The 25,222-nt window shown below is 55.5% G+C and carries 21 protein-coding genes; 10 read left to right on the top strand and 11 right to left on the bottom strand.

The annotated features are described in order from the left end of the window. Positions 1-87 precede the first annotated feature (87 nt). Positions 88-1,014 carry a LysR family transcriptional regulator gene (locus EGJ27_RS02565; RefSeq protein WP_125829144.1) on the top strand — a complete coding sequence of 309 codons (927 nt, stop codon included), beginning with the start codon at positions 88-90 and terminating at the stop codon, positions 1,012-1,014. Positions 1,015-1,042: 28 nt separating this feature from the next. Here the strand turns inward: EGJ27_RS02565 and EGJ27_RS02560 are convergent, their stop codons facing one another. Beyond that, on the bottom strand, positions 1,043-1,966 hold the full coding sequence (locus tag EGJ27_RS02560; protein WP_125829143.1) for a LysR family transcriptional regulator: 924 nt from the start codon (positions 1,964-1,966) through the stop codon (positions 1,043-1,045). A 238-nt stretch (positions 1,967-2,204) separates the two neighbouring features. Between EGJ27_RS02560 and EGJ27_RS02555 the strand changes: the two genes are divergently transcribed. Beyond that, the gene (locus tag EGJ27_RS02555) at positions 2,205-3,332 is read left to right on the top strand and encodes an alkene reductase (RefSeq protein WP_125829142.1); all 1,128 of its coding nucleotides are present in this window, start codon (positions 2,205-2,207) and stop codon (positions 3,330-3,332) included. Positions 3,333-3,472: 140 nt separating this feature from the next. Here EGJ27_RS02555 and EGJ27_RS02550 read toward each other — a convergent pair whose 3' ends face one another. The 5 genes from EGJ27_RS02550 to EGJ27_RS02530 all read right to left on the bottom strand — a co-directional run bounded on the left by EGJ27_RS02550 (position 3,473) and on the right by EGJ27_RS02530 (position 8,360). Next, positions 3,473-4,873: an MFS transporter gene (locus tag EGJ27_RS02550; protein WP_125829141.1), complete on the bottom strand. Its 1,401-nt coding sequence runs from the start codon at positions 4,871-4,873 to the stop codon at positions 3,473-3,475. A 69-nt stretch (positions 4,874-4,942) separates the two neighbouring features. After that, positions 4,943-5,791 carry a fumarylacetoacetate hydrolase family protein gene (locus tag EGJ27_RS02545; RefSeq protein WP_125829140.1) on the bottom strand — a complete coding sequence of 283 codons (849 nt, stop codon included), beginning with the start codon at positions 5,789-5,791 and terminating at the stop codon, positions 4,943-4,945. A gap of 17 nt (positions 5,792-5,808) precedes the next feature. After that, positions 5,809-6,021, bottom strand: coding sequence for an acetyl-CoA carboxylase biotin carboxyl carrier protein subunit (locus EGJ27_RS02540; protein WP_125829139.1), 213 nt, complete (start codon positions 6,019-6,021; stop codon positions 5,809-5,811). A 33-nt stretch (positions 6,022-6,054) separates the two neighbouring features. Then, a complete protein-coding gene (locus EGJ27_RS02535) occupies positions 6,055-7,587 on the bottom strand; it encodes an acyl-CoA carboxylase subunit beta (RefSeq protein WP_125829138.1) in 1,533 nt (510 codons plus the stop codon). Then, positions 7,584-8,360: an enoyl-CoA hydratase/isomerase family protein gene (locus EGJ27_RS02530; RefSeq protein WP_125829137.1), complete on the bottom strand. Its 777-nt coding sequence runs from the start codon at positions 8,358-8,360 to the stop codon at positions 7,584-7,586. The genes EGJ27_RS02535 and EGJ27_RS02530 overlap by 4 nt, the downstream gene beginning before the upstream one ends. A 186-nt stretch (positions 8,361-8,546) precedes the next feature. On the opposite strand from EGJ27_RS02530, the gene EGJ27_RS02525 reads away from it, so the two are divergent. The 3 genes from EGJ27_RS02525 to EGJ27_RS02515 are packed head-to-tail and all read left to right on the top strand — an operon-like array spanning position 8,547 to position 11,294. After that, positions 8,547-9,929 (top strand): acetyl/propionyl/methylcrotonyl-CoA carboxylase subunit alpha, encoded by a 1,383-nt coding sequence (locus EGJ27_RS02525; RefSeq protein ID WP_125829136.1) that lies wholly within the window; start codon positions 8,547-8,549, stop codon positions 9,927-9,929. A 13-nt stretch (positions 9,930-9,942) separates the two neighbouring features. Further along, positions 9,943-10,344, top strand: coding sequence for a cupin domain-containing protein (locus tag EGJ27_RS02520; protein ID WP_125829135.1), 402 nt, complete (start codon positions 9,943-9,945; stop codon positions 10,342-10,344). Between the two features lie 5 nt (positions 10,345-10,349). After that, positions 10,350-11,294, top strand: coding sequence for a hydroxymethylglutaryl-CoA lyase (locus EGJ27_RS02515; RefSeq protein WP_125829134.1), 945 nt, complete (start codon positions 10,350-10,352; stop codon positions 11,292-11,294). 40 nt (positions 11,295-11,334) lie between these two features. Here the strand turns inward: EGJ27_RS02515 and EGJ27_RS02510 are convergent, their stop codons facing one another. Both EGJ27_RS02510 and EGJ27_RS02505 read right to left on the bottom strand, forming a co-directional pair. Then, a complete protein-coding gene (locus EGJ27_RS02510) occupies positions 11,335-11,934 on the bottom strand; it encodes a TetR/AcrR family transcriptional regulator (RefSeq protein WP_125829133.1) in 600 nt (199 codons plus the stop codon). A gap of 36 nt (positions 11,935-11,970) precedes the next feature. Then, positions 11,971-12,735, bottom strand: coding sequence for an SDR family NAD(P)-dependent oxidoreductase (locus EGJ27_RS02505; protein ID WP_125829132.1), 765 nt, complete (start codon positions 12,733-12,735; stop codon positions 11,971-11,973). Positions 12,736-12,997: 262 nt separating this feature from the next. Between EGJ27_RS02505 and EGJ27_RS02500 the strand changes: the two genes are divergently transcribed. The 4 genes from EGJ27_RS02500 (at position 12,998) to EGJ27_RS02485 (ending at position 17,628) form a co-directional block, all read left to right on the top strand. After that, positions 12,998-14,518, top strand: coding sequence for a class I adenylate-forming enzyme family protein (locus tag EGJ27_RS02500; protein WP_256672627.1), 1,521 nt, complete (start codon positions 12,998-13,000; stop codon positions 14,516-14,518). A gap of 11 nt (positions 14,519-14,529) precedes the next feature. Further along, the gene (locus tag EGJ27_RS02495; RefSeq protein WP_125829131.1) at positions 14,530-15,306 is read left to right on the top strand and encodes an enoyl-CoA hydratase/isomerase family protein; all 777 of its coding nucleotides are present in this window, start codon (positions 14,530-14,532) and stop codon (positions 15,304-15,306) included. A 53-nt stretch (positions 15,307-15,359) separates the two neighbouring features. Beyond that, positions 15,360-16,220, top strand: coding sequence for an acyl-CoA thioesterase II (locus EGJ27_RS02490; RefSeq protein WP_125829130.1), 861 nt, complete (start codon positions 15,360-15,362; stop codon positions 16,218-16,220). Positions 16,221-16,281: 61 nt separating this feature from the next. Next, the gene (locus EGJ27_RS02485; protein ID WP_125829129.1) at positions 16,282-17,628 is read left to right on the top strand and encodes an OprD family porin; all 1,347 of its coding nucleotides are present in this window, start codon (positions 16,282-16,284) and stop codon (positions 17,626-17,628) included. Positions 17,629-17,716: 88 nt separating this feature from the next. On the opposite strand, the gene EGJ27_RS02480 is transcribed toward EGJ27_RS02485, so the two are convergent. Beyond that, the gene (locus EGJ27_RS02480; RefSeq protein ID WP_125829128.1) at positions 17,717-20,110 is read right to left on the bottom strand and encodes a membrane-bound PQQ-dependent dehydrogenase, glucose/quinate/shikimate family; all 2,394 of its coding nucleotides are present in this window, start codon (positions 20,108-20,110) and stop codon (positions 17,717-17,719) included. A 355-nt stretch (positions 20,111-20,465) separates the two neighbouring features. Between EGJ27_RS02480 and EGJ27_RS02475 the strand changes: the two genes are divergently transcribed. Next, positions 20,466-21,449 (top strand): EthD domain-containing protein, encoded by a 984-nt coding sequence (locus EGJ27_RS02475; protein WP_125829127.1) that lies wholly within the window; start codon positions 20,466-20,468, stop codon positions 21,447-21,449. A 67-nt stretch (positions 21,450-21,516) separates the two neighbouring features. Here the strand turns inward: EGJ27_RS02475 and EGJ27_RS02470 are convergent, their stop codons facing one another. Beyond that, positions 21,517-23,931 (bottom strand): glucose/quinate/shikimate family membrane-bound PQQ-dependent dehydrogenase, encoded by a 2,415-nt coding sequence (locus EGJ27_RS02470; RefSeq protein ID WP_125829126.1) that lies wholly within the window; start codon positions 23,929-23,931, stop codon positions 21,517-21,519. Positions 23,932-24,235: 304 nt separating this feature from the next. Beyond that, positions 24,236-24,865, bottom strand: a complete 630-nt coding sequence (locus EGJ27_RS02465; protein ID WP_158619326.1) for a TetR/AcrR family transcriptional regulator — start codon at positions 24,863-24,865, stop codon at positions 24,236-24,238. Positions 24,866-25,222: the final 357 nt, after the last annotated feature.

Below are 25,222 nucleotides of genomic sequence, written 5' to 3'. Positions count from 1 at the left end.
ATGCATATGCTATTGACGATTTCGGTTTAGATATAGGATGCTGTGATCGCAAGAGAGTTGACTCTTGTTCGTCAATGAGCGCTTAGAATGAACGCACCAGATCCGTTTCGAGGGATATCCATTTTCCTCGAAGTCATTGAAGCAGGTAGCTTCACAGTCGCTGCTGAACGCCTGGACATGAGTAAGTCAGGCGTGGCCAAGAGCATTTCCCGTCTGGAGACGACTCTCGGAACTCGCCTGTTCCACCGTACAACCCGAAGCCTGACCCTGACCGACGAAGGCACTCGGTTCAGCGAAGGGTGCCGCCGATCGCTCAAAGAGCTCAAACAAGCACAAACTCAACTTTTGGCACAGCAGCAGGAGTTGAGCGGGCGGTTGCGAGTAACCTTGCCCATGGTGCTCGGAAAAAAATGGGTGTTGCCTGCACTGCTCGAGATTGCGCAACGCCATCCCGCGCTCGAACTGGACATCAACTTGACAGATCGACTCGTAGATCTGGTCGAGGAGGGCGTCGACCTTGCCATTCGCATTGGCCCATTGCATGACAGTGCGACCTTGATTGCCAAGCCTCTAGGTGTGCAGCGGGCCGTGCTCTGTGCCACCCCTGAGTATTTGGAACGCCACGGCCAGCCGCAAACCCTGGACGAGCTGCACTCCCACGCCTGCATTACATTCGGAAGCGGAGGTCAATCTCGTTCATGGCACTTTTTGGATGAAGGCGGCCATAGCCACTCATTGGCTATACGTGGGCGTATCGGGCTTAACGACAGTGGCGCAATCCTGGTCGCAACGTTGGCCGGGTTTGGCATTGCCCTGATCGCAGACTGGCTTGTCAATGAGCATCTGAAAGCCGGAAGGCTTGCTGTGGTGCTACCAGATGTACGGACGGTAGGCTTCCCGATCCACGCTGTCTGGCAACGTAATCAGTTGCTGTCTCCCAAGGTTCGGCACGTCGTCGATTTGCTGGCCGAACGCTTCGTGCCGGAGCAGCCTTGGGAGGTCAAATCCGCGTGACCACATCGTCGGGGTGATCCAGGGGGCGCTAAACATTTTCCCAGTAAGGAGGGGAGCCGATCTGCTCCAGCAGGAATGAAGACACTTCCCTCACTTTTCTTGACCGCAGCCGGTTCTCAGGCGAGAGCAGCTGGACGTACATCTCTTCCATCGACGCTGAAAGCTCCCACTCAGGCAGAAGCTTGATGAGGCTTCCGGCCTTGAAGCTCTCCGGGTTGAACAGCCAGCTTGGGAACAAGACGATTCCCTGGCCAGCGAGCGCGGCCGCTACCAATACTTCAGCGTTGTTACTGCGCACAGGCCCACGTACATCCAGTGTCTTGAACGGCTCTTGTGGTACAGGTTTGAAGTACCAGCGCTGGGCGCCCTGATGACCTTTGTAGAGCAGGCAACTGTGCTGTAGTAGGTCTTGAGGTTTCTCAATGGCGGGGTGGTTGGAGAGGTATTCGGGACTCGCCGCGAGAAGGAAGCGATGCCCACTCACGACCCGACCTATCAAGCCGGAATCAACTACGCGGCCCACGCGCACAGTAATATCCGCGCCTTCCTGCACCGGGTCTACAAGGGCATCGGTCAGCGTCAGCTCTACTGTCAGCTCTGGGAACTTGGACTGAAGCCGCGAAAGTAATGGCGCTATATGAAGCCTTCCTAGCGCCACTGGAGCGTTGATCCTGACCAAACCCTTGATCCCGATATCACCCTGCGTCAGCTCTGCAGCTGCATCGTCCAGCATCCCAATCGCTTCCTGTGCCTGGACGTAGAACCTTTCGCCTTCCTCGGTGAGTTTCACTGCTCGCGTGCTGCGATAGAACAGCTGACGCCCCAAGTCTTTCTCCAAGGCAGCAATAAACCGGGAGACCGATGACGCAGAGACCTCGAAGTGCCTGGCAGTGGCTAGAAAGCTGCCCGTCGCCGAGACCATGAGGAAGTAACGTAGGGCTTTTAGCTGCATGAGAGTCCTACTGAGGGGCTATTGGTTTGGCGCACCATACCCAACTGCCTTTGAGAGTGAAACCCCATATGCACATCTAAAAATTGCGGAAACGACAATTTAATTTTGCGGATTATGGCTGTTGCAGCATCAATCTTGGCTGCCTAGGATGGTCTTACTGCCGTCCTTGGTTTTTCGCAGCTCAGTCTCGAATGTTAGGACTTGGACGCTCTCGAATTCACCTACCAAGAGTTTTGCTATGACAGACCTGTTTAAGCCTTTTGATCTCGCGGGGATCACTCTCAAAAACCGGATCGTCATGGCTCCCATGACTCGCTCCAGGGCGACAAATGACGTAGCGGATTCGCTCACCGCGCTGTATTACACCCAACGTGCAACTGCTGGCCTGATCGTGAGCGAGGGGACATCGATCTCCAAAGAAGGCCGCGGCTATCTGTTCAACCCTGGTATCCACAGCGGCGCCCAAATCAGCGGATGGAAGCTGGTGACGGACTCGGTGCATGCCGTGGGTGGCCACATCTTCGCCCAACTCTGGCACGTCGGCCGCATCTCTCACCCTTCGATTCAAGAGGGCGGAAAGCTGCCAGTGAGCGCCAGTTCCAAACTGCCTAAAGATTCTACGGCGTACGCGTACAACGAAAACGGTGAGCCTGATCGTGTCGCGCCTCCGGCTCCGCGCCAACTGACTACCGCAGAAGTCGAGCGAATCGTTGAAGACTTCGCGCAAGCAGCCGCCAACGCTGTCGAGGCAGGCTTCGATGGCGTCGAGATTCACGGAGCGAATGGTTACCTTCATGAGCAGTTCTTGAACCCGAAGGTCAATGATCGAACCGACAAATACGCCGCTGACACTCTTGAGAATCGCATCCGCTTCACCGTTGAGGTGATCGATGCCGTCGTCAAGCGTATCGGTGCAAACCGTGTAGGCATCCGGATTTCTCCATACGGGCAATTGTTCGACATGCCGCTGTATGACGAGATAGATGAGACGTACCTGGCGCTCTCCAAAGAGATAGCCGAGCGCAATCTCGCCTACGTGCACGTAATGAATCAAAACAGCTTTGAGCGGATTGATCGGGGTGTCCAAGGCGCGTCCAGCGGCGGCTTGTTTCCTTTGCTGAAGCAAATCAAGTCCATCCTTGGGAAGACCGCTCTTATCCTGGCCGGTGGTTTGAACCGTCAGCGCGCAGAAGAATTGATCGAAGAAGGGCTGATCGATCTTGCTGGCTTCGGGCACACCTTCATCAGCAACCCAGACCTCGTCGCCCGGCTTGAAAATGGTTGGCCGCTGACACCGGCAGATCGCGACACCTTCTACGGCGGAGACGCCGAAGGCTATGTTGATTATCCAGCTTACCGCCGGTAGGTTGAGTGTGTGATGTGCCCCTGATTCTCGGGGGCATCATCGTCACCGTGGAGTTTCTCACGTCCAACGCCTGGCCTCATGCCAGGCGTTTTGTCATTGAAAGGAAACTGGCCCGAGTGCTGGCCTGATGTGCCAGGCCCTTATTTTTGGCTAACGGACAAACCGGTGCCATGGATACTGTCTAACTCTCCCGAGCTGCCTACATGTAGTGCTCGTTTGGGCGTAAGGAACAGCATCACGAGGGCCGCGATAACCATGATTGCGCTGATAACATAAAGGCCCGCGTGATCTTTCCCGGTAAGGTCACGCACGAAGCCGATCAGCGCAGGGCCCACGAAACCGCACGTCACACCCAGGCTGCTCACTAAGGCGATGCCGGCTGGCGCTGCTTTTCCTCTGAGATAGGTAGAGGGAATCGCCCAGCAGACGATGATCGCTCCACTGAAGCCGAACGCTGCGGCACCCAACAGCAGCAGAGAAAGCAGCAGAGAGTCACCGGCGAATGTCGACAGGGACATCATCAGCGCGCCAAACAGAATGCTGAGCGTGTAATGCCAGCGGCGCTCCCGGCGCAAATCGGAACTCCTGCCTACAAGGAACATGCCCAGTGCTGCGCAGGTGAAAGGGAACATTGCGTAGAGTGCGATGTGAGTGAGGTCGGTGACGCCCATTTTTTGGATGGTTGTGGGCAACCAGAAGTTGAAGGTGTAGGTACCTAAAGCGCTGCTGAAATACAGAAACGCCAGCACGTAAACCCGCGGATCCAGGAAAGCCGTGAGGAGTGCATCCTTGTCCTGGTGTGAGGTATGAGCATCGGCAGCTTTCAAATCTCTATCCATGACCTCCTTATGGAGCGCCTGCTCATCTGGAGAGAGCCATTGAGCTTGGGAAGGGCGGTCACACAACAGGAAGAAGCACACGACGCCTATCACGATGATCGGGAGTGCCTCAAGCAGGAACAACCACTGCCATCCCGACCAACCTCCCACGTGGTGAAAGTGCTGCATGATCAGTGCCGAGATGGGGCCGCCGAGAATCGGCGCAACCAGGGTAGCAATCATGATCGTTGCGGTGGCGCGGCCGCGCAGGTAGCTGGGGTACCAGTAACTGAGATAGAGGATCACCCCCGGGAAGAACCCAGCCTCGAAGACTCCGAGAAAAAAGCGAAGGATGTAGAGTTGTTGGGCTGTGCTGACGAACATCGTCATCGCAGAGGTGATGCCCCAGAGAATCATGATGCGGGTCATCGTCTTTCGCGCCCCGATCTTGTCCAGCAGAATGTTGCTGGGGATCTCGAATAAGGCGTAGCCGATGAAAAAGATGCCTGCGGCCAGACCATACTGGCTATCGGTGAGACCGAGTTCGGGAGCCATCTGCAATTTGGCATAGCCGATGTTCACCCTGTCGAGAAACGCGAACACATAGGCGATGAATACAAGCGGCATGACTCTGAGGGTGATCTTGCGAAAGAGCATTTTCTGAGTAGAGAGAGTGCGCGCGTCAGCTTGCGCCCACTGAGAGGTGTCAGTAGTGGGTTCCATTTCAGTGTCCTGTATTGTTTTTGTCGTGGACTGCAAACGGGGGCCATTGGCCCCACGCTGAACTGGTTGCTAGGGTTCGTTGATGACCGGGTTGGTCAGTGTCGCAATGCCATGAATCTCGACTTCCACCACATCGCCTGCCTTCATCCAGAGAGGGGGTTCTCGAAATGCACCCACACCGCCAGGTGTCCCCGTCGCGATCACATCGCCAGGCAGCAACTCTGTGAACGTGGAGATATAGGCAATCAGGTCAGGTATTTTGAACAGCAGATCGTCAATGCCAGAGCGCTGCATTTCGACACCATTGAGTCGAGTAATCAGCTCGAGCGCATTTACATCTGGAACCTCATCGGTCGTAACGATCCACGGGCCGAAGCTTCCCGATCCAACGAAGTTTTTTCCTGCAGTGAACTGGAGCGTGTGGCGCTGCCAGTCGCGAACGGAACCATCATTGAAAACGCTATAGCCTGCGATGTGATCAAACGCATCCTCGGCCTTAATGTGGCGTCCTGATTTCCCAATCACCACCGCAAGTTCACCCTCAAAATCAAAGGCTATGGAAGCTGCAGGGCAGGTCAATGGGCAACCGTGCCCCACCTGAGCGCTTGCGAAGCGTGTGAACAGCGTCGGATGTTTCGGGATCTCTCTTCCGGTTTCCTCAATGTGCTTGCTGTAATTGAGCCCGACACACAGCACCTTGTCAGGATTGGGAATCGGAGGAAGCCACTGGACATTGTCCAGTGCAAGGCGAGGCGCATCCTTCGCGCCCCAAAGCTCGTCGATCCCAGACGGCGAGCTGAGTACCGACCTGAGGTCGGGATACTTGGACGCCAGGTTGTGACCGGCGTCCACTACGTGATCATCGAGGACGATCCCGTAGGACGCGCGCCCTTGGTGCATGTAACTTGCAATCTTCATTGCAGCGCCCCCATGGATTATTCGAGGATGATGAGGACATCGCCTTCGTCTACGGTATCGCCTTCGGCCACCCGTATTTCCTTCACGACACCGGCATCGTCCGCTTCAACGGGGATCTCCATCTTCATGGACTCCATGATGATCACCTCGTCTCCGAAGTCGATTGACTGACCCACCTGGATATTCACCTTCCAGATGTTGCCGGCCATCTGTGCCTTGATTTGACTCATAGAATGTCTCCGGATTTTCTTATATGGCTACGGTTAAACGGGGTAGATGCCGTTGCGGCGATCGATGCGCGGGATGGCGCGACGGCTGTAGATGTTGAACCGGCGAATCAGGTCGTCACGAAGGGCATCCGGGTCGACGACTGCCTCGAAAGAGAACTGGTCAGCCGGGTCGAAGGCATTGATGTCCTTGGCATATTCCTGGCGCTTTTCACTGATGAAGCGTTCGCGGGCTTCCGGCTCCATCGCCTGAATTTCGTTGAAGTGGATGGCGTTGATTGCAGCTTCAGGGCCCATCAAGGCAGGCATGGCCCCCGGGAGCGCGAGTTGAGCATCGGGTTGAGTTGGCCCGCCGGACATCGCGAGATAGCCACCGCCGTAGCCCTTGCGAATCATCACGGAGATTCTTGGCACCTTGGCTTCGCAGACAGCGTGCAGGAGCTTGGCCCCGTGGCGAATGATTCCTGCTTTTTCGACAGCGCTACCGATCATGTAGCCACTGATGTCCTGCAGGAACAGCAGGGGAACGTTGAATGCGTTGCACGCCCAGATGAAGCGAGTGGCCTTGTCAGCGCTGTCATTGAACAGCACGCCGCCCTTGTTCTTCGAATTGTTGGCAACGATCCCGACAGGGCGACCGCCCAGATACGCAAGGCCGGTGAACATTTCTTTCGCGAACAGGGCTTTGACCTCAAAGAGACTGTCCGCATCGACCAGCGACTCAACCAGCTCTTTAACGTCGAATGGGCGGTTCTGATCGGGCGGAACAATCTCGCTGAGTTTACGAGTTGATGCGGGGGAACGAGCCTCGCGCAGCGGCGGCATATCACTGTTGTGCGAAGGGAAGAATCGCAGGTAATCAACTGCGGCCTGCAGACCTTCTTCCTCAGTCTGAGCGAGATAGTCACCCAGTCCGCTCACAGCGCAGTGCATGCGCGCGCCACCCATTTGTTCCTCGGTAACTTTCTCACCGATCGCCATCTCTGCCAGGCGCGGGGATCCGAGATACGCCGTCGCTTGCTTGTCGACCATGATGATGAGGTCGCATAGGGCAGGCACGTAAGCAGACCCGGCTGGGGAGGGGCCAAACAGGACGCATATCTGTGGCACCACACCGGATATCTGCACTTGGGTGTAGAAGATGTTCCCCCATGCGATGCGGCCGAGATAGCAGTCGAACTGGCTATCGATACGCGCCCCAGCACTGTCCACCAAATAGATGATGGGCATTTTGCTGGCGACAGCGATCTCCTGCATTCGCACGATCTTGCGGAATGTGTGATACCCCCAGGTTCCGGCTTTAACTGTCATGTCGTTGGCAATGACCGCAACTTCACGGCCGTCGATCTTGCCGATGGCGGTAACGACTGCATCTCCTGGCATACCTCGCGACGCACCCACCAGCAGGCCATCTTCAAGGTATTCACCCTTATCGAAGATGCGCTCAAGGCGTTCGCGCACGAGCATCTTGCCTTGAGCCTTGTGTTTTTCCTTTGCCTTATCGGAACCGCCAGCCAAGGCAATTTCGACCCGGCGCTGAAGTTCTTTGACGTTCTCGATTCCGCTCATGCCTTAACTCCCTTACCGGTGAAAAATTTCTCGATGCCGCGACGAAGCTCTTCCGAGCACATGAATGCCGGGCGCAGACCTCGTGCGAGCTCCAGCCCCTCTTCGAAGCCCGCCGAGGCGATCTTGTGGAACGCGTGTTTGCCGCGCTTAACCGTTTCGGGCTCGAGCTTGATGAAGGCGTTCACCTGCGAAGCGATGAGGTCATCGAGTTGGTTTACCTCTACCGCGGCATTGATCAGCCCCATTCGGACTGCGTCGGATGAGCTGATTGTTCTACCCGTGAGCGCCAAATCCAGCGCGTGGCGGCTGCCCATCCGATTGACGAGCGCAGGGAGGATGAAAAGAGGGAACAACCCAATCTTGATTTCTGGCGACCCGAAGGACGAGTCGTCACTGGCGTATGCGAAGTCGCACGCTGCCACCAGGCCGCAGGCGCCTGCCATGGCAGGGCCGACCACCCGCGCAATCACAGGTTTGGAGAGCTTGGGAATCAGGCCAAACAGCTCCTGCCATGGCTCACCGGTTTCCCATAGGCGCGTAGCCCCGGAGTCAACTGTCGCCAGGAACTCATCCAAGTCGCCACCGGAAGAAAAGCATTCACCTTCACCAGTGATCACGATGACTCGGATGTCGGGTTCCTGATCCAGCGTGCGGAGTGTTTGAACCAGATCGCTGGCGGTATGCGTGGCAATCGCGTTGCGCTTGGAGGGGTTGCTGATTGTTATGGTTGCCCGCCCACCCTGGCGGTTGATCAGCAGTTCAGTGGAGGTCACAGTCGTCTCCTTTTTTGTTTTAACGAACGGTTGTTAGTTTTCCTGAATATAGCTACGCTGAATTCGCAGCACAACCCTCTGCAGTTTTTTCTTTCAGTGTGTGCAGCATGGCCGCTGTTTGGGCTTGCTAGGCCGCACCCACATGCTGCTGGGGATACTTACAATCGTTAGATATTGGAGGTTGCCGTGACACAACAAAAATTACTGGTCGCGAACCGAGGGGAAATTGCTTGCAGGGTGATTCGCTCAGCGAAGTCGCTCGGAATTCCCACCGTTGCGGTCTACTCCGAGGCTGATGCGACCTCGCAGCACGTTAAAGCTGCAGATGAGGCATTTCTCTTGGGGCCTGCCAAGGCATCCGAGAGTTATCTTGACGCTAACAAGGTTCTGGAAGTGGCCAAGGCCAATGGCGTGACCTTAGTTCATCCAGGGTATGGTTTCCTATCGGAGAACACTGCTTTTTCGGACGCGTGTAGCGCTGCGGGCATCGTTTTCATTGGCCCCACCGCGGCGGTGATCAAGGCGATGGGGGACAAGCAACGCTCCCGCCACCTGGCGATTGAAGCGGGGGTTCCTGTTCAACCTGCAGCCGAAAACGTCACCGCGGAGGATCCTGAAGCGCTCATCCGCGCTGCTGCAGTAGTGGGCTATCCGCTGCTGGTAAAGGCGTCAGCCGGCGGGGGAGGCATCGGCCTCAAGCCCGTGTACGCCCAAGAGCAGCTAGTCGAAGCCGTCGCCAGTACGCAGCGGATGGCAGAAAGAGCATTCGGGGACAGTACGGTATTTCTTGAAAAACTGATCCTGAGCGCCCGACACATTGAGGTGCAGATATTCGGGTTTGGTAACGGTAAGGCCGTCCATCTGTTCGAGCGTGACTGCTCGATCCAGCGTCGCTACCAGAAGGTCTTGGAGGAGTCGCCGGCTCCACGTGTACCGCGTACTGTCATCAGTGCGATGGCGGCCGCGGCAGTGCGGTTAGCCGAGGCGTGTCGCTATGACGGGGCTGGCACCGTGGAATTCTTGTACGACGATGAAACGCAGAGTTATGCGTTTCTGGAGATGAACACCCGCATCCAGGTAGAGCATCCCGTTACGGAAGCGATTACTGATGTTGACCTGGTAGCCGCCCAGATTCGCCATGCTCTGGGTGAGGATTTGAGTCAGGAATTGGCTCAAGACCTTATCGCGCAGCAAGGGCATGCCATCGAAGCGCGCATCTACGCTGAAACCCCAGAACGCAAGTTCATGCCTGCTCCCGGGCTTATCGAAGGACTTGAGCTTCCCGTCGTGGAAGGCGTGCGGATCGACTCGGGATTCGTCGCAGGTGATCGGATTACCCCGTTCTACGATCCAATGGTCATGAAGATCATTGCCCATGGTGCCGATCGCCACCAAGCGGTTGAGCGTCTGGGTCAGGCGTTGCGCAAACTTCAAATCACAGGCTTGCGAACCAATCGCGAGTTTCTCTTGAGAGTGCTGGAATGCCCTGCATACGTCGAAACACGAGTGCACACGCGCTTCATTGACGAGCATGCAGACACCCTTTTTCCTGTCGCGCAACCAGCCTGAAGGAGACGATGACATGGTCGCTATTACCCCGAATCTTCCGGAGCTGGATGCATTGCCGGCGTTGGCATCGCGCTATGTGGATCTGGATCACCTCCCATGGAAGCCAACGCCTACGCCCGGTATCGACATGAAGATCCTGCTTCAGGATCAAGAGACCGGCTTGCTGACCGCCCTGTTTCGCTGGGCGCCCGGAACACGCCTGCCACTGCATGAGCACGTCGAGATTGAGCAGACCTATGTGCTTGAGGGAAGCATTGTGGACGACGAGGGCGAGGTCACTGCGGGCAACTTTGTGTGGCGTCCACGTGGCAACAGGCACTTGGCCCGATCTCCGAATGGAGCATTGGTCATCTCGTTTTTCCTGCGTCCCAACAAGTTCCTGGAAGGGGACTTCGCTGGCCAGAACCTGGAGTAATCTCAATGTCTGATTTGCCAAAACGTATTGCCATCAATGAAGAGGGGCCTCGTGAGGGGTTTCAGATCGAGCCCAATCCGATTCCGGTCTCGCGCAAGGTCGAGTTGATCGAAGCGCTGGCTGAGACGGGCTTGAAGCAGATCGACTGTGTGTCCTTCGTGAACCCGAAGCGCGTACCAGGCATGGCTGACGCTGATGAATTGGCCGCCGCTATCCGAAAGAAAGTCGGCGTACGATACACCGGCCTATGGCTCAACCAGCAGGGCTTGGAACGCGCTTACGCGTCGCCACTCGATGTGGTCGGCGCCATTCGAGTGACCGCGTCTGAAACCTTTTCGACCAAGAACACCAACAAGAACATCGAGCAGACGCTGGAAGAGCAGCGCGCCTGGCTCAAGTCCTATGCTGAGCACGATGTGCAGGTCGAATGGGGTTACGTGATGACCGCCTTTGGCTGCAACTACGAAGGGTACATGCCGATCCCTCAAGTTGTCCGTATGGTCGGGGAGGTGCTGAGCCTGGCGTCCGAAGCCGGCGTATCTCTGAAGGGCGTATACCTGGCTGACACCGTTGGCTGGGCCAATCCGTTGTTGATGGAGCGCACGATTGGCGCCGTTCGCGAGAGCTGGCCTGACCTTCCTTTAGCACTCCATTTGCACGACACCCGCGGAACCGGGCTGGCCAACGTGTACGCCGCGCTGAAACTGGGTGTGGCCAAGTACGACAGTTCTTGTGCGGGATTGGGTGGCTGTCCATTTGCGGGGCATAAAGGTGCAGCAGGAAACATCTGCACTGAGGATTTGGTGTTCATGTGTGAAGAGATGGGGATCGAAACCGGAGTCGACCTTGAGAAGCTGATCGAGGCGGCTCACTTGGCCGAATCCGTGTTTGGTCGCCAACTACCTGGCAAGGTCATGCGCGGAGGGAGCCTGGCCAGATACAAGGCCTGATACTAAAAACCCCATCGCTTGATGGGGTTTTTATTTGTATTCACTGCGGTGTCTGGTAGCCAACCATGCGCAGCGCAAGCTCAATGTGCTGCTTCTCCAGATCGTCGATGGTCAAGCGGCCATTGAGGTCGTACCACGAGCATATACCGGTCAGCATCGAGATCAGAGCCTTGCTGGTGAGGTTGCAGTCGGTAACTTGAAAGACACCTTCGGCTACCCCTTCCTCAACGATCTGACGCACCCGCCGCTCGTACTCAGATCGCAGCCGCGTAACCATCTTGTAGTTTTCTTCATCGAGGCTTCGTAGCTCCATGTTGCCGATGAAGACCTCCTGGCGGCGACGTGTGTGAAAGTCGATGTGGACGATCACCATGGCCTCAAAGCGGGCGAGGGTAGTCGGTTGCAGATCCACCCGCTCGGTGAACTCCATCAGCAAATCCCGCATGACTGCCTTCAAAACGATCGCCAGGAACTCTTGCTTCGTCTTGAAATAGTTATAAAGCGAACCTGCCTTCATGTTCACTTTTTCCGCCAGCATCCGCAGCGTCATGGCCTCGTAGCCATATGTGCTGATCAGCTCTACACCCGCAGTATGGATAGCCTGTTCGGTGACTTCTCTTTTCGCGCCGACTGGTCGCATTGGTTCTCTTGTCTCGAATTGTGTGGGGCTGACCGCTCAGCGTGTCAGATAGCCGCCGTCAACGGGCAGCATTGCGCCGGTAATATAGCTTGCAAGCGCCGAGGACAGAAATAGAGCCGGCCCCACGAGTTCTTCTGGTTCTCCTGTACGCCCCATAGGAACGTGGCTCAGGAAAGTTTGGAGTTTGGTGGCATCTTCGCGCGTTGCCGCGGACATCGCCGTAGGGAAAGATCCTGGTGCGATGCCATTGACCCTTACGCCGTGCTCGGCGAGCTCAGATGCCAAGGCCCTGGTGAACTGCAGCACTGCTCCTTTGGATGTGGAATACGTACTTAATTCGACCCCGGAAGCGTAAGCGCAGATAGAGGCTATGTTGAGTACCGATCCCTTATTGGTCTTCAAGTGCCGCAAGAAGGCGTGGGTCATGTTGAGCATTCCAGTGACATTCACATCGACTGTTCGACGCCATTGAGAAGGGGTAGTCGAACCTTCAAAGGGCCCACGAAACAACAACCCGGCGTTATTCACCAGCGTGGAGATGGTGCCGATCTCTCGCGCAACCTGATCAGCAAGGTCACGGCACGCCTGCTCATCTCTGATATCCAGCGGATAGCTATACGCTTTAGCGCCTGATGCCGTGATCTCGGCAGCGGTTTGTTTCGCGGTTTCAGCGTCAATATCGACCACCAGCACCGTCGAGCCCGCTCGCGCGAAGCCTTGTGCCAGAGCGGCACCATTGCCACGCCCAGCACCGGTGATCAACGTGATGCTGCCAGATAAATCGAGAGAAGGTATGCCCATCGTAGTCGCCTTGTTGTTTTTGTAATAGAAACTAACAGCCGTTATATTTCTCGTTTTTCGGCTTAAAAACAAGCGAATACTGAGTCATGCATCATGTTTTTTGCCCGCTTCTGCAACAGAATGGCCGAAGCATGTCGTCGTTTTATTAATTTTTCGGCTTGAAAACGAACGGGCGTTAGGTATTCTAGCTGCCATAGCTTGGTACGGTTTCGCCTTCCAAGTCGGCGTTGCCAGGGTCATAACAATTACAAAAGGAGATCTTATGTCGAGTCGTATGCTGCTGGGTGGACACATCACTCATAATGCCGAGCGCTACCCTGACAAGGTCGCGCTCATCGATAAAACCGGTCGTTCCACCTATGAAGAGCTCGAGCGCAGCGCCTGCGGGGTTGCTCGTTCACTGGCGGCTTCCGGTATTGAAAGCGGTGACCGCGTCGCATTCATTGCTTCAGCAAGTCGAAGCTGGGTAGAAGCTTTTTTCGGCGTAGTGAAAACCGGTGCGGTGGCGGTGCCTCTGAACTACCGAGAGACTCCCGAGCAGTTGGCTGCTCTGCTGGATGATTCGGGGGCGAAGCTGATTTTCGTGTCCCATCATCACACCGAAACGTTCCAGTCCCTGCTGGACAACCTCACGATACCCGTTGTCGCACTTGAAGCGCTTGCCGAGTTCGCCGTGAACTCCTCCGATACTGCGCTGCCCGTTGCTCAGATCGACTCAAACGCCCCTGCGGTCATCCTCTACACAGGCGGCACCACCGGACGTTCAAAAGGCGTGTTGTTGAGTCACGCCAACCTCTACTGGAACAGCATGGACGAGATCATCGATACCCGGATGGTCGAGACCGACAACACGCTTATCGCAACGCCGCTGCATCACTCCGCCGCCCTGAATTGCTGGCTACTGCCTCACCTGTATCTGGGTGCCACAGCAACGATCCTTGAAAAGTACTCAACCGAGGACGTGCTGCACACCATTGCTCAGGAGCGTGTCACCAACACCTTCATGCCGCCATCCCTCACCAGGGAGTTCATTCTGCACCCACTTTCGAAGTCTCTCGATTTGTCGAGTTTTCGTCGCTGGTATGTCGGCAGTGGAATTCTCACAGCACACGATCGAGAGGCGATGAAAGCGTGTGTTCCTGGTGTGGAGATCTTCTACCAGTACGGACTGACCGAAGCTGGGCCGATCGCGACTGTGCTCAAGGAAGAGGATTACGCCAAGGCACCAGATTCCATCGGCAAGGCTTTCATAAACGTTGAGGTCAAGATCCACGATGCCAATGGACGCACAGCTGCGCCAGGGGAAGTTGGAGAGATTGTCTTACGCGGGCCGACGGTGATGCTGGGCTACCACAACCGGTCGGAGGCTACCGCGCAAGTCATGGATGCCGATGGTTGGTTGCATACTGGCGACCTGGCACACATGGACAGCAATGGCTATGTGTACTTTTACGATCGCCTCAAGGACATGATCAAGACGGGTGGGCTTAACGTCTACTCGCAAGAGGTCGAGGCTGCGCTCTCCAAACACCCGGATGTTAGAGAAGTCGCCGTGGTTGGTCTGAGCAATGAGCGATGGGGAGAAGAAGTCACCGCCATCATCGTCCTCAAAGCCAATTGCACCCAAGACCAGGATTCGATTTTGCTCCATGCGCGGGAGCGGCTCGCAAGCTACCAAATTCCTAAGCGAATCGAGTTCATCGCATACGAGGACATGCCTTTCAACCACAACGGCAAGATTCTCAAGCGCGAGCTGCGTCAGCGCTTTGAACCCGTCACTTGAGAGAGCTCGCCATGTCCATCGACTTTAAGAAAGTAGGAAACGTCGGCCTGGTCACCATCAACCGACCGCAAGCGATGAATGCCATCGACCTCGAATCACATCTGGCCTTTCAGCAAATCTGGCCGAAGGTGAACTCGGACGATCAAATACATGTAGTGATCATTACGGGTGAGGGGCCGAAGGCATTCTGCTCAGGCGCCGACATCGGAACCTTTTTGCCGTACCTGCGCGAACGGGCGCAGCGGGAGCTGGACGACGGAGATTTTTGTGGCATCAACCGCAGGTCGCCCACTACCAAACCGATTATCGCGGCAATTAATGGTCTGGCGTACGCCGGGGGACTGGAAATCGCGTTGTCTTGTGACATTCGAATTGCGGTCGACCATTCGAAGTTTGCTTTGCCAGAACCTCGCTGGGGAGTGATTGCCGGCGCAGGAGGCGTGACCCGGTTGTCCAGAGCGGTTTCTGCATCCCTGGCGACTCAGATGATCCTTACTGGCGAGCCGATCACTGCGCAGCGTGCTCTATCTGAAGGGCTGGTCAGTGAGCTCTTGAAGCCCGAGCAATTGATCGCCAGGGCTTTTGATATTGCAGAGCAGATAGTGCGTAACGGCCCTCTTGCAGTTCGGGCCTCGCTCCAGGTGATACGCCGTGGTGAGGACTGTGGTCTGGATGCTGCACTTGAATTGGAGCGAACAGCGTTTCGACGCGTGTTGCTCAGTGACGATTTCAAGGAGGGGATCAGCGCATTCACCGAAAAACGGGTACCCCAATACAAGGGCATTTGAGGTGCCGTAGACGCTCCACGGATTTCCCACTACCTAGTCATACGGTGCCACCTATGTCTCATGCACTGGCCGAGCTCATTAACATATTCAACCTCGAAACCATCGAGGAGGGGATTTTCCGGGCGCCAAGCCAGGAGCTGCACCTGCCTCAGCTTTTTGGAGGTCAGGTGCTTGGGCAAGCTGTAGCGGCAGCAAGTCTGACGGTGGAGTGCGCTAAAACGATCCATTCGATTCATGGGTATTTCATACGAAGGGGAAGAGCCTCCAAACCAGTTCTCTATCAAGTTGCTTCGCTTCATGACGGCCGCAGTTTCAGTACGCGGCAGATCACTGCGAGTCAGGACGGCAAGCCGATTTTCACAGGCTCGGCCTCTTTTCACATTCCTGAGGAGGGGCTGAGTTTTCAGACGGTGATGCCCGCAGTGCCAGAGGCGTTTTCGCTGCCCCTGGAAATCGAGCTACTCAAAGGCGATGAGGGTTTAGCCCAAGAAGTGAGGACAAGAAGCTTGGCCGCTCAAGCGATTGAGATACGACCAGTCGAGCCGATCGATCCCAGCACACCTGTGCCCAGGGAGCCCCTTAAACGTTTCTGGTTCAAGACAGCTGGACAACTGCCGGCGGATCAGTTGCTCCACAGGTCGGTACTCGCGTACGCCAGTGACGTTGGATTGTTGATCACCTCATTGTTACCCCATGGGGTGTCTGATCTGCAGAGCGACATGCAAGTAGCGAGTCTTGATCATGCGTTGTGGATTCATCAAGACGTGAAAGTTGATGATTGGTTGTTGTACTCAACCGAAAGCCCTTGGTCTGGTGCGGGAAGGGGGCTGGCGCGAGGGGCGATCTACAACACTAACGGTGATTTAGTAGCTCATGTAGCTCAGGAAGGGTTGACCCGAAAACTGAAAATCTAGTCTTACCAAAACCCTATAACAAGCAGTCCTTTTTACAAAAATAAGAGATGGATGCAATCCTATGGCTACTCACCGAGTTACTTGCTTGGCGCTCATTCCGTTCGTCTGTCTTGAGGCCAAGGCTGCGCCGGAACAACCTTCAGATTTCTTCAACGACAGCAAGCTGACAGTCACCGCGCGAAATTTTTATTTCAATCGGGACTTTCGCAACGGTGGAAGTAGCAGCACCGGCACCAATGCCTCGAAACCCATTGCTGACCGCAATGGTTACCAAGAAGAGTGGGCACAGGGTTTCATGGCAAACTTCACCTCCGGCTTTACACCAGGCGTGGTGGGGTTCGGCGTGGATGCCTATAGCTTTCAAGGCTTCAAGCTTGATAGCGGCGGTGGGCGAACCGGGCTTCGCCTGATGCCCATTGGTGGAGATGGCAAGCCCGAGGACAGCTTCAACAAAGCAGGCGGATCATTCAAAATTCGTTACCAAGACGGCTTGTTCCAATATGGCAACTTGTTTCCCAATGTTCCAGTGTTTGCGGTCAACCAGGTTCGACTGTTTCCAAGTTCTGCCACCGGTTGGATGCTCGGCTGGAACGTGGACAAGTTGCACCTGGACTCTGGCCACTTCTTCTCCAGAGGTGGCGTGGATTCAAGCAACAACGATGACCCGATAACCACAGACTACGCTCTTCCACTATCCATCGATTCGGTAAGCTATGTGGGTGGTAAATACACGGTCGACAAGGATTTGAAGCTTTCGCTGTATGGCTCTGAACTGGAAGACGTCTGGCGTCAGTACTATGCCAACGTCAATTACCGTTATGAGATTGATCAAGCTCAGGCAGTTCTCGTTGACGCTAACCTTTACAGGACGCTTGATACAGGACGCCAACTCGCCAGCGTGATCAACAACACCACTTGGTCAATCTCGGTTGGATATCGGTATCTGCAACACACGTTCACCCTCGCTTATCAGAAAGTAGACAGCGACGAACCTATGGATTGGGCGGCATTCGGTACCATGGGTGGGTCGGTGTCCTTGGCGAACGCCGTGCAGTATGCAACGTTCACTGAGCCAAACGAACGATCGTTCCAGGCCCGTTATGATCTGGACATGGCTGCTTTCGGCGTGCCCGGTTTGACCTTCATGACCCGTTACGTCACAGGTGACCAGGTCTCCAACCGCGACAGCAACAACACCTTCTACACCCGACGATTCGTGTACCCCGCTGGATCTGATCCTCGTCACTGGGAACGAGATATTGAGGCGCGGTATGTGGTGCAGTCGGGGCCTGCCAAAGATCTTTCTGTACGGTTGAGACAAGCCACTCATCGATCGTCCACAGGGTACCGCTATCCTGATGATGATGAAATCAGGGTGATCATCGACTATCCGATCTCTATTTTCTAACGGGGTTGCGGGGGTTCGAAAGTAGGAGGTTGCTCTAAGGGGCTGCATCAAAAGGGGGGACATCCGGGTGTGGATGTCCCCCCTTTGTTCATTTCAGTGCTTTCCCTGGGAGCGAGTAGGCGATGATGTAGTCCCCGCGGTCAGGGGACTGGCGTGAGCCCCCGGCAGTCACGACGACGTATTGCTTGCCGGTTTTGGGAGAGACATAGCTCATTGGGGTCGCCTGCGATCCTACAGGCAATGGAGCTTTCCATAGCTCATCGCCGGACGCCTGGTCATAAGCGCGCAGGAAGTAATCCTGTGTTCCAGAGTGGAACACCAAGCCCGAACGAGTGGTAAATGGGCCACCCAGCGTAGGCATACCTAGAGGCACTGGCATCCCGAGTCGGATATCGGCCAAGCGAGTGTCACTGACAGTGCCGGCTGGACGCTGCCAGCGCAGTTGGCCGGTATGCAGATCTACCGCTGAGATGGTGCCAAAAGGGGGTGCAATGCACGGAATGCCCAGAGGGGACATGAAAGGGCTGGTCACGACCGCGTATGGCAATCCGGACTGGGGCGAATAGAGGTTCTTCCCGTCATGAACGCCGGTGCTTTGGGACTCGCCCAGCGCTCGCGGTGTAACCAGGGTCGAGAGCAACGGCAGGCGAATGTCGTTGACGATAAGCGTACCCGTGTCTTCGTTCACCGAGGCACTTCCCCAGTTCATGCCACCATAGTTGCCCGCAAACTGGAGTCCGGTCGAGTCCGGGCGAGGGGGCGTGAACTCTCCGTCATAGCGCACAGATTTGAAAGTAATGCGACACAACATCTGATCGAAGATAGTCGCCCCCCACATGTCCGACTCCACCAGGCGCTTGGTACCGATGACGGGCATTTCAGTAGAGTAGGGCTGCGTGGCGGAAACAAAGTCGCCAGGCGCTGCACCTTGCGGCACAGGACGCTCTTCCACTTTGCGCACAGGGACACCGGTCTGCCTATTCAACACGAAGATCTGGCCGCGCTTGGTCACCTGCACCAGTGCCGGCACCTTCACACCCAGAGCACCAGGAAGGTCGACCAGGGCAGGTTGGGCGGGCACATCGTAGTCCCAAAGATCGTGGTGAACGGTCTGAAACTTCCAGGCGACCTTGCCGGTGGCGATATCGAGAGCAACGATCGACGACGAGTTGGCTTCATCAAAATCCCGGCGCTTTGCGCCGTAGTAGTCTGGAGTCGCGTTGCCGGTTGGCAGGTAGACAAGTCCCAACTTCTCATCCACCGCAGGCGTGCTCCAAACGTTGGGGGTGCCACGGGTGTAGAGATAATCAGCAGGTGGGGGAACCTGAAGATTAGGGTTCCCAACATCCCAAGCCCACGCGATCTTGCCTGTACGTGCATCGTAAGCACGGAACGCACCGGAAGGTTCGTTCACCTCCTGGTTGTCGTACACCCAGCCACCGACCATGACTAAGCCCTTGCCGACCGTTGGTGCAGAGGTCGGCACGTAGAACGCATTCTTGATCTCGCCCAGACCTTGCTTGAGATTGACGACACCCTTTTCGCCGAAACTCTCACATTGGCGGCCTGTCGCTGCGTCCAGGGCGATCAGCCGGCCATCAACGGTAGAGGTGAATATCCGTCTGCTGCATGACTGATCAGAAGTTGCCTGCTCAGAAGCCGAAGCAACGGCTGAACTGTTGGTGGCTGAATCAAAGTAGCTAACGCCACGGCAACGCTGCCATTTTCCATTCCCTTTGACTTCCGGGTTAAAGCGCCAGCGTTCTTCGCCCGTATCTGCATTGATGGCAATGACCTGGTTGAGGGGTGTGCACACATACAGCGTGTCACCCACCTGCAAGGGAGTGTTCTGATTCTCAGAACCATTAATGGGCAGCTCACCCGTTCTGAATGTCCAAGCGACTTTCAGGTGGCCAACATTCTTTTTATCGATTTGCTCTGCGGTTACAAAACGGGTGCCCGAGGGGGACTTGCCGTATGCGCTCCAGTCAGAACTAATGCCGTTGTCAGCCGTGTTGGTTATGACGTCCTCACCAGGATTGCTAATTAATCCGTGAGGGGAAAACATTGCCGCGAAGCCTGCAATCACTGCAATTGTCATGACTGAGGCTGCGACGTACCACTGTCGAGCTGAGGTCGCTTTGCCTTGGAGTCTCGGGGCGAGGAGGAGTGCAGGAATTGCCAGGATGAAAACACCGGACAGCCTTGGTATCAAAGGCCAGAATTGGAGCCCCACTTCGTTCAATGCCCATAGGAGGGTGCCGACGAAGAGTCCGGAAAACACCCAGAAACCACTACGTCTGCCTCTCAGAAAAAAGAAGCCACTAATCAGGCAGGTGATGCCGGCGATCAGGTAATACCCTGAACCACCTAATTTCACCAGCATCGCGCCGCCAATGGCGAGCGCGAGTCCGCACGCCAAGAGGACGCAACCAAATAGCGCGGGCGCTGTTCGACTGGTTGCGGGTTTCGTTTCGCTCATATTGTTACCTTTTTTGGGGCCAAGCACGGGCACAGCTGTTCAGCATCCAGAGCTGCGCAACTTGGATTGTTGGTAGTGACAATGCGTGTCGAAATCGTGGTCGACGAAGGGTGCGCATTTAACGCGCAGCCGAGCATAACAGCCTGCCTAGAAGTAATAGACGAATGCCAGTCAACTCAGTTGCGATGCATCTGAGGTGTACTTCATCGGCGCCTCACATTTAGCATAAGTCGCTCATCGCCCATTCTTCCTGGCAATGGAAAGCAGTGTTTCAGTTTTCCGAAACTGCTCATGCGTTTGTAACGGGCCCTGATCTAGCTATGCCACCGCTATCTTTGCAGGGTCACCGTATAGAATGTTGGAAATTATTGAAGACCGTCTTTTGCGCTTGCCGTATCTTCAACCTCGTAATCACAGCCAAGAACCATTGACTGTATTATTCTCATTGCTTACGCGCTCTGTTGAGCTCAGCCGTGATCATCTGAATAGCCCGGGAGTCAGCTGTCGAGCTTTCCCAACGTCTGACCAGGCCACAACGTCCGCAGACCAATGGGGAGCCTACTGGCGACAAGTCCATGCCCCTTGTTTCATACACACAGATGAAGCCGGTGATAACTCGATCGAGCGCCTGCACCGATACGTTCAGCTGCATCGCTTCGCCCCCGGCCCCTCTCAAGTAGCGGCCCCTCCCTACAATGTCTGCCTGGATCAGCTAGGGACGCTTTGGTCTTCCGCCACCGTGCCCAAAGGGACGCGTCAGCGGCCTCATTGGGATGGTGCCTCCTACCTGACCTTTTCTGCCGTAGACGACATTCCTGTTGTGTTCGGTGCAGGGCGGACGAGGCAAAGAGTCTTGGCGGACGACCAAAGCATTTTCCAGGACTTGGCACCCATTCTCGCCCGGGAGTACATCATCATCCCTAGCTCTACCGCTAACGAAACCATCGTTTTGGTAAAGCTGCATGTGCGTTCACTCGCGTTGGACAGAGTGACATTTCATCATCGATGGTTGAATGAACATGGCGATGTGATCAGAAGCAACGCGAACTCACTGATCAAGCGCTATGTTCAGCTTCATAACGTCGGGCCAACCAAGGCTGGCAAACCCTTCTTTCATCCTGACGCAAGCTGGATAGATGGGGTGACACTGATGAGCTTTACGAGCATGAATGACATCGAAGACTTTTTTAGAAGTGCTGAATACCGTGCCATTGCTCAGAGTGAAGCACTGATCAGCAATGTCGGCGCGAGTGAATGGTGGACAGCAATAAGTATCGGAATTGTGGATCGAATTGGCCGTGAAGAGGCAGGCGATCCTCCTAAAGGCGAGACGAATTGAAAGTGCGCACGGGCGTGCGCACTTCCTAGCTGTAAAAGCGTACTTGCGTTGATGCTTGGCTCAGTTTCTATTTTTCGCCAGGCAATGCGTAGGCAATGACATAGTCGCCGCGATCAGGCGACTGGCGTGCGCCGCCAGCGGTAATGACGACGTATTGCTTGCCCGTTTTAGGCGATACATAGGTCATCGGGCCACCTTGGCTACCCACTGGCAGACGGGCTTTCCAGATCTCCGCTCCATTCGCTGTGTTATAGGCACGCAAGAAGTAATCCTGGGTGCCCGCAATGAACAGGAGGCCGCCCTGAGTCGAGAGGGTGCCGCCAAGTGTTGGCATCCCGATTGGCAACGGCAGATGCATCTTGATGCCAAGTGGGCCAGTGTCCTGCACAGTGCCGACTGGAACCTGCCAGGCGATGCTTCGCGTTTTCATATCGATCGCGGTCAAGGTACCAAACGGAGGCGCCTGACAAGGAATCCCTGCGACTGACAGGAACCGGTTTTTATTCACGGAGTACGGCGTACCTTTCAGCGGCACCGCTCCCATGCCTGTGTTGAGGGCTTCACCGCCGGAGGCGGTTTTCTCACCTTGCTTCTGAGGCGTCATCGTGACCCAGAGGCCAAGCCGCATATCGTTCGCAAAGATGTAGCCGTGGACTGGGTCGAAGGACAGACCGCCCCAGTTCATGCCGCCAAGCGATCCTGGGAAGCTCAACGACAGATCGGTACCAGGCGCGGTGAACAATCCTTCATACCGCATCTTCTTGAAAGCGATCCTGCAAAGCATCTGATCGAACGGTGTGGCACCCCACATGTCCGATTCCGTCAAGGTAGGAGCCCCGATCTGAGGCATACCAAGCGATTTTGGCTGAGTCAGTGAGTACTGCTCGCCAGGGATGTTGGCTGCCTTGACGGGTACTTCCTTAACCTCAGTCAGCGGCTTTCCGGTTTTGCGATCAAGAACAAAAAGCTGACCGGCTTTTGTGCCGATCACGATGGCGGGCACCGGTTTGCCGTCGACGGGGAAGTCTACGAGACTTGGCTGCATCGGCAAATCAAAATCCCACAGATCATTGTGAACGGTTTGATAGACCCATTTCTCCTCACCTGTAGTGGCGTTCAGGGCAAGAACAGAGGCGCCATATTTATGATTCAGCTCGGTTCGCTCAACACCATAGATATCGGTCGAAGAGCTACCCATTGGCAGATAGATCGTGTTCGACGCTGGCTCATAGGTCATCGGAGCCCAGTTATTCGGCGTGCTTCGAACGTACGTCTTGCCGTCAACAGGAGCTTGTCTATCGTCTGGATTGCCCGGGTCAAAGGCCCAGCGCATAGCCCCAGTGATGACATCAAAGCCGCGGATAACGCCGCCTGGCATATCGGTCTGAACGTTGTCGGCAATACGGCCGCCGACTACTACTGTGGTACCTGCCATCTGAGGTGGGGAGGAAAGTGAGTAGTAAGAGTCAGGCATATCGCCCATGCCAGCTTTGAGATTGACCTCGCCGTTGTTTCCGAAGCCCTGGCAAAGTTCACCGGTGTCAGCGTCTACAGCGATCAAGCGCGAATCGATGGTGTTCGTGAGGATACGACGTTGGCAGTTGGCCCCGGCTGGCACTGCAACAGGGGGCACTGGAGTGCTGCCGTCAGAAGGCTGCACGATGGACGCAGTGGCATCGAAGTACGCCATGCCACGGCAGCGTTGCCAGAGCTTGGTTTGAGCATTGGTTTCGTGCTTCCAGAGCTGCTCACCCGTATCGGCATCAAGGGCGATGATGTTGTTGTGAGGGGTGCAGATGAAAACCTTGTTGCCAATCTGCATCGGGGTCAGTTGGTCTTCTGCTCCATTGCCATCGCTGAGGGCGACGTCACCTGTGTGGAAAGTCCAGGCAGGTACCAATTTCGAGACGTTGTCCCGATTGATTTGATCTAGTGCAGCAAAGCGACTTCCGCCGACGTCGTTACCGTAGAACTCCCAATTCTTCTGCGCATGAGCAGGATCGACCTTGGTTAAGCCTGGGCCCTGCCCGTTGATTGGATTGTGAGGTTGAAACATACCCCAGAAACCGGCGACCAAGGCCAATGCGAGGATTCCCGCCGTCGAGTATCCGGCGGCGCCAGCGTTTAGACCGACCGACTTGCGCGCAGTCGGATAGGTCAGCGATACAACAAAGCTGAGCACCCCGAGGGCGAAAAGGCGCGAGATTAATGGCCAGAATTGCAACCCTACGTCAATAAGCGACCACGCCACGGACGCAACGATGATGGCTGTAAACAGCCAGAAACCAGCAAGTTGGCGACGCGCAGTCAAGACCGCACTGACAATGAATCCGAGTCCCGCCAATAGAAAGTACCAACTGCCTCCCAGTGATGCGAGATAGGCACCGAGTGCGGTGTAGGGGAGGCCAAACACCAGCATTCCGAAGACAGCGAGCCAGATAAGCCAGCGATTGTGAATCGCTGTTGATCTTGGGGTAGTCATGTTGCGTAGATCCTACGAGTGAAGATAGCGGTAAGCACATCGCTCCGGGTTGTAGCCGGGAATGTGCTGCTTGGTGTACTAATCAGTACCAAATTAAGGCGAGTTTGTTTTACCTGCGATGGTTTCGCGCAGGTTCAACAATCAGAGATGAATAGCTCCTCTGGTCATAGCCAGATTGGCTGCGATGGTGGTTAGGATCCGAATAAGAATCGTTGAACTGGCAAGTCTCGACGGCAAGCGTCAGGAAGGAAGGGCAGGCATGAGTTCCCGGCTTTTGTATAACCCATTACCCGCTGCAAGCGAATTACTTAGCACTGGCTTCATAAGCCATTGTTGCCAGCCGGGTGGCTGTCTCGATTGCAGCAGACCTTTCACCTGCGGGCGGGGTGACCAACGACGTGGCCGCATTGCTCAGCAGGCAGAACACCAAAGTCCCCTGTAATGCGTCCGCCAAGCTTCGAATCCACTCATCATCGCGCTGGTCAGCAGTAATATGGCTGCGTAGAAAATTTTGGAAGACAGCGGATACAGCACCCACCCCCTTGGAGTACCAAGTGGTGCCCACCACAGGAAACCTCGCGGTGTTGCCTAGTACCAACCGATAAAATGCTACTTGACGTTCGTCGACAGCGATGTCAACCAGCGAGACGGCCAGTCTGCGGAAACCCGCCTCGAAAGAGTCGGCCGCGTAATCAATAGAGCTTAGCTGTCGGTTATACCCATTACAGATTGACTCGATCACAGCTTCAAACAGTTGCTGCTTGCCACCAAAAGCTCTATATACCGTGGCGCGCGAGCCGCCCGACTTTGAAATAATGTCTTCCAGGCTTGCACCGTCATAGCCCTGTGCCAGAAATACTTCAGTGGCAACGCTCAGCAAATTCTCCACTCGCTCACGGCCTTTTGGGGTCGGTGGGACAAACTCGGTTTTCACAGACAATAGCTCGCTAGGCCTCAAGACGGCGGCTAGTGTGCCACAGTCTGGAGATCAAACGGGTTCGCGTGCGAAATCACTAAAGCCTCAGGCCAAGCGGCCCGAAATCCATGGTTGATTTAAGCGCTACATTTTAGGGACAGCTTCACGCGGCTAGCTTCGCAAAACTCATTAAGCGTTTGCTAAACCATGCCACTACTCTAGCCGTTGGAAACATGACTCAGGTTTTCGAATCGTTCCTCACTGGAGGCTGTCCCCCGTAGATTACGACGATGCTGCCGGCCGCGCTCATTCCTAGATCGCTCAAACTATTAGGCCAGGTTATGGAATGAGCGAGGGATCACCGGAACGACCGAT

The organism is Pseudomonas sp. v388 (genome assembly GCF_003935425.1).
In the GTDB taxonomy this organism is placed as follows: Bacteria; Pseudomonadota; Gammaproteobacteria; order Pseudomonadales; family Pseudomonadaceae; genus Aquipseudomonas.
Note: the sequence above shows the minus strand (reverse complement) of the source record. Positions and strands in the feature narration are given on the sequence as shown.

Excerpts from the sequence above, each read along its gene's own strand:
- EGJ27_RS02565 (WP_125829144.1), top strand. The coding sequence starts at position 88 with ATGAACGCACCAGATCCGTTTCGAGGGATATCCATTTTCCTCGAAGTC.
- EGJ27_RS02560 (WP_125829143.1), bottom strand. The coding sequence starts at position 1,966 with ATGCAGCTAAAAGCCCTACGTTACTTCCTCATGGTCTCGGCGACGGGC.
- EGJ27_RS02555 (WP_125829142.1), top strand. The coding sequence starts at position 2,205 with ATGACAGACCTGTTTAAGCCTTTTGATCTCGCGGGGATCACTCTCAAA.
- EGJ27_RS02550 (WP_125829141.1), bottom strand. The coding sequence starts at position 4,873 with ATGGAACCCACTACTGACACCTCTCAGTGGGCGCAAGCTGACGCGCGC.
- EGJ27_RS02545 (WP_125829140.1), bottom strand. The coding sequence starts at position 5,791 with ATGAAGATTGCAAGTTACATGCACCAAGGGCGCGCGTCCTACGGGATC.
- EGJ27_RS02540 (WP_125829139.1), bottom strand. The coding sequence starts at position 6,021 with ATGAGTCAAATCAAGGCACAGATGGCCGGCAACATCTGGAAGGTGAAT.
- EGJ27_RS02535 (WP_125829138.1), bottom strand. The coding sequence starts at position 7,587 with ATGAGCGGAATCGAGAACGTCAAAGAACTTCAGCGCCGGGTCGAAATT.
- EGJ27_RS02520 (WP_125829135.1), top strand. The coding sequence starts at position 9,943 with ATGGTCGCTATTACCCCGAATCTTCCGGAGCTGGATGCATTGCCGGCG.
- EGJ27_RS02515 (WP_125829134.1), top strand. The coding sequence starts at position 10,350 with ATGTCTGATTTGCCAAAACGTATTGCCATCAATGAAGAGGGGCCTCGT.
- EGJ27_RS02510 (WP_125829133.1), bottom strand. The coding sequence starts at position 11,934 with ATGCGACCAGTCGGCGCGAAAAGAGAAGTCACCGAACAGGCTATCCAT.
- EGJ27_RS02505 (WP_125829132.1), bottom strand. The coding sequence starts at position 12,735 with ATGGGCATACCTTCTCTCGATTTATCTGGCAGCATCACGTTGATCACC.
- EGJ27_RS02500 (WP_256672627.1), top strand. The coding sequence starts at position 12,998 with ATGTCGAGTCGTATGCTGCTGGGTGGACACATCACTCATAATGCCGAG.
- EGJ27_RS02495 (WP_125829131.1), top strand. The coding sequence starts at position 14,530 with ATGTCCATCGACTTTAAGAAAGTAGGAAACGTCGGCCTGGTCACCATC.
- EGJ27_RS02490 (WP_125829130.1), top strand. The coding sequence starts at position 15,360 with ATGTCTCATGCACTGGCCGAGCTCATTAACATATTCAACCTCGAAACC.
- EGJ27_RS02485 (WP_125829129.1), top strand. The coding sequence starts at position 16,282 with ATGGCTACTCACCGAGTTACTTGCTTGGCGCTCATTCCGTTCGTCTGT.
- EGJ27_RS02480 (WP_125829128.1), bottom strand. The coding sequence starts at position 20,110 with ATGAGCGAAACGAAACCCGCAACCAGTCGAACAGCGCCCGCGCTATTT.
- EGJ27_RS02475 (WP_125829127.1), top strand. The coding sequence starts at position 20,466 with ATGTTGGAAATTATTGAAGACCGTCTTTTGCGCTTGCCGTATCTTCAA.
- EGJ27_RS02470 (WP_125829126.1), bottom strand. The coding sequence starts at position 23,931 with ATGACTACCCCAAGATCAACAGCGATTCACAATCGCTGGCTTATCTGG.